Here is a 3,902-nt window from a genome sequence, read left to right on the forward strand (position 1 = left end):
CTCATAATCCGTCGGTCGTGGGTTCGAGCCCCACCCGCCCCACCCCTCCTGACCTGGCCTTTTGCAGCGGCCAGGTGGCCGTGGAGATCAACAACGGGCCCTGGTGGTGACGTGCTGGTGACGTTGCGACCGCAACCATTTTCCGAGCCTCCTCCGCTGGTTGCGGAGAGTGGCCGTGGCTGGTGAGGGTGCCTCGGTGCCGGTCGATGCGGACGAGCTCTTGGTGGCCCTCGGCGGCCCCGCCGCGGTCGTGGGGATGGCCTGGTCTACCGGCTGTTTGACCGATCTTGACCGTGCGCGGTTGGTGTGGTCTCCCGCGCTGCTGGTGGATCAAGAGCCGATGCGGTCGGTGTGACCGGAGTTTGCTGCGAACCTGACCCGGGGTGTCCTACAGGTCGAGGCCAGGTCCGTTGGCGGGGGGTGGTGTGGGGTCGTCCAAGCTGTCGGGTTCCACCTGGCCGGGTGGGTGTCGGCGGGGGACGATGTCGGCGGCGGCTTTGGCCGCGGCGCGATCCGCGTCGGCGAAGACCGAGGTGTAGACGTCGCCGGTGAAGTGGACGGAGGAGTGTCCGAGGAGTTCGGAGACGACCTTGAGGTCCTTGGTGGCCCGGTAGGTGAGGCTGGCGGCGGTGTGCCTCAGGTCGTGCAGTCGGATCGGGGGCAGGGGGCCGAAGGCGAGCGCGGTCTGAATGGCGTCTTCGGGCATGAAATGCCGGGCGGCGAGCTGGTCGACGGTCCAGCTGTGTTCGGCGTGCTCATGGCGGATGGTGGCGAATCGGGTGATGAGCCGTTCGAAGCGTTGCGAGACGCCGTTGGGGGTGAGCCTGCTGCCATCGGGATGAGTGAACATCCGTCCGCTGTCGACCCAGGCCTTACCGTAAGCGGCGCGTTCCTCGTCTTGGCGCGCCTGCCAGGTGGTGAGGACGTTTTTTGTAGCCGGGTCCAGGCTGACAGTACGGTAGCCGGCGTCGCTTTTGGGTTCGGTGTATTCGTCGCCGTCCAGGTCGAGGTTGTCGTCGGCGCCGGAAACGGATCCGGGGAGGTTGTCGAGGATGTAGATACTGTCGTCGTCGATGTCGATTTCGGTCCAGCCGAGGGCGACGGCTTCACCGCGACGTAGGGCGCGGTGGGCGATGAGATGCCACAGTGGGTAAAGGCGGTCGGCGACGGTGAAGTCGAGGAAGGCACCGGCCTGCTGCGGGGTCCAGACCATGACGGGGGAGGGCCGTTTACCGGTGCGTTCCCAGGCGGCGATCCGCGGTGCGGTCCAGACGAGCGGTCGGGGCTTGCGGGCCTTGGGTAGTTCGACGTGTTCGGCCGGATTGACGCCAAGTTTCTTACGTTTCACGGCGCTGTTGAGCGCGCTCATGGTGGTGGCGTGCACCCGGCGTAGCCGGGAGGCGCTGAGGGGCCGGCGGTGGTTGGGGTCGTCTTTGCGGACTTCGAGGAGGCGGACGAGCAGGGGTGAGCGTTTCCTGCCGTGCAGATCCCGGCCGATGAGCCGCATGGCGGCGTAGAGCTGTTCGATGTGGTGGTCGCGCAGGTCAGCGAGTCTGAGGTGTCCCAGGCCGGGTTTGAGATAGAGGCGGACGTGCTCCTCATACGAGCGGCGGGTGGACGCGGCGAGACTCGCCTTTCCATCGAGCCAGTCGTCGAGGTAGCGGGCGACGGTGAGCCCGGTGTCGTCGGGCCGCCCACCGCCATGGAGTTCGGCCAGGGAACCGGTCAACGCGACCTCGGCCTCCGTCTCGGTCTCGAACGGTCCGCCGGTGGTGCGCCGCCGCCGCCCATTGGGACCGGGTGGGACGTCGTGCATGTACAACCAGGAACCGTGGTCCGACCGGGGCAGTTTCGGACACCGGGCGCCGTAATCCTTGCCTGTCTGGGGATCGCGGCAGCCGCACCGTTTGAACACCGATCCCCTCACTGGACACCATCCGGGCAGCCTGTCCCGGGGGCTACCGCGGCCGAGGATGACGGGCAGCTGCGCCCAAGTTCATCGGACGCGGCTGGTGGGACGGGGCGGGGCATACGATTCATGCGCACCGACGGTCCGGGCTGGTGCCATCGCAGACGGCATCGTCGCGGCCCTCGGCAGAGACATCGTCGCAGGCGCAGGCATCCACATTGACATCGAGCGCGTCACCCTGGCATGGCCTCGGCATGGGGCTGTTGCGTTGTGAGGGGTAGGGCGTGCGAGGCTCTGGCCGGCCGGGCGGTCAGATGGCGCGGGCGAGCTCGGTGAGAACAGGCGACAGTATCGGGTGAGAATCGGCCTCGACGTCGAGTTCGTCGTAGCCGCGGCGGATGTTCTGGACTAGCCTGAGTTTCCTAGCTGGCGAGTAACTTATGCCTCTTTGGCTATGATCGACGATCTGGTGTACGCCGGTCGACCTGCACCGTTGCGTGGCCAGATCGGTGCGATTATGGCTTCAAAGGGTGTATTGTCCATATTGTGGCGTCGATCATCAAGAAGCGGCGGGGCGACCGGGTGTACCTGTGATCAGGACCGGCGGACGTCCATGGAGACCGGCGAACAGGCTGCCGATGATCTCATAATCCGTCGGTCGTGGGTTCGAGTCAGGCCTCTTCCAGCCAGTCGCCGCCGTGAAGCTCCGCTAACGAGGCCATCAGCGCCTTCTGCGCATCGTCCTCGGTGGGAAATGGACCCCCGACGGCCCGCCGCCGACGCCTGGAACCGCGCCGGGCGCGGACGCCCGGCGCTGCGTCTTGGCGGTCGCCTGGAAGCAGCTGCAGGACGAGGTTGGGAACCTCGCCGGGCGCGGACGCCCGGCGCTGCCTGCGTCGTGACCATGAGTGCTCCTGGAAACGTGGTTGGGAACCTCGCCGGGCGCGGACGCCCGGCGCTGCCGCTCCCGGGAGGAGCCGGGCCCTACGAACCGGGCGGTTGGGAACCTCGCCGGGCGCGGACGCCCGGCGCTGCTGGGACACGGCCCGGATCCTCGCCGAGCGCAACGCCGTTGGGAACCTCGCCGGGCGCGGACGCCCGGCGCTGCGCGGAGGAGCTCGTTGCCGAGCTGCTCGACACCGTCGTTGGGAACCTCGCCGGGCGCGGACGCCCGGCGCTGCCTGCGGCGGCACCCAGCTCACCGTCACCACCAACGGGGTTGGGAACCTCGCCGGGCGCGGACGCCCGGCGCTGCCGCTCGCGCACCTCGCAGTCGCGTCCGGCCATCTGTTGGGAACCTCGCCGGGCGCGGACGCCCGGCGCTGCCGTTGCCCATGGCGAGCTTGGTCACCGGATCAGGGTTGGGAACCTCGCCGGGCGCGGACGCCCGGCGCTGCCGGTGGCTCAGTGCTAGTAGGCGGCCCAGCCGACGTTGGGAACCTCGCCGGGCGCGGACGCCCGGCGCTGCCCTGTCTGAGCAGGGAGTTCTTCGTAGAAGAAGATCCAGTGTCACTGTTATGGCCGGGTCTCTGACCGTTTTGTGTGCTTTCTGGCTTAGGGAGGTGCCTGGTGTCGGGGAGGTGCTTGGGGTTCCGAGGCGGTCAGATGATGTGGTCGGCGCGGTGGACGGGTTGGACGCCTGCGCCGAGGTGGTGGACGTTGTCGAGGGTGTGCTGGGGCATCTGGTAGATCCGGATGCTGTCGAGGGTCTCGTCGATGACCTGACTGATTTTGTGTTCGAGGAGAACGCGCTGGGGTTCGGTGCAGACGATTTCGAAGACGGATTTCTGCACGCGGATGCCATGGCCTTCGCAGATTTTCGCGACTTTACGGAGGCGGCGGTTGCCGTCGGGGGTGGTGGTGTCTACGTCGTAGGTGACGAGGAGGTCCATCAGGTAGGGCTCCAGGGGATGTACCGGGGGATGTCGCCGCGGAGGTGTCGGGCGAGGATCCTGGCCTGGAGCAGGGGAAGGGTGGCGGCGGGGGTGTCGTG

At 67.8% G+C, this 3,902-nt stretch carries 3 protein-coding genes and 1 CRISPR repeat array; of the genes, 1 reads left to right on the forward strand and 2 read right to left on the reverse strand.

The features are described from left to right. Positions 1-196: 196 nt before the first annotated feature. Positions 197-355 carry a hypothetical protein gene (locus AC08OO_RS22750; RefSeq protein ID WP_160172373.1) on the forward strand — a complete coding sequence of 53 codons (159 nt, stop codon included), beginning with the start codon at positions 197-199 and terminating at the stop codon, positions 353-355. 33 nt (positions 356-388) lie between these two features. Here AC08OO_RS22750 and AC08OO_RS22755 read toward each other — a convergent pair whose 3' ends face one another. Both AC08OO_RS22755 and cas2 read right to left on the reverse strand, forming a co-directional pair. Continuing rightward, positions 389-1,816 (reverse strand): site-specific integrase, encoded by a 1,428-nt coding sequence (locus AC08OO_RS22755; protein ID WP_235609484.1) that lies wholly within the window; start codon positions 1,814-1,816, stop codon positions 389-391. 874 nt (positions 1,817-2,690) lie between these two features. After that, a CRISPR array of direct repeats spans positions 2,691-3,378; the repeat unit is 38 nt; unit sequence GTTGGGAACCTCGCCGGGCGCGGACGCCCGGCGCTGCC. A 132-nt stretch (positions 3,379-3,510) separates the two neighbouring features. Continuing rightward, entirely contained in the window at positions 3,511-3,801 is a 291-nt protein-coding gene (cas2, locus tag AC08OO_RS22760) for a CRISPR-associated endonuclease Cas2 (RefSeq protein WP_011437730.1), read from the reverse strand. Positions 3,802-3,902 lie beyond the last annotated feature (101 nt).

The organism is Frankia sp. CeCAU1 (genome assembly GCF_977971845.1).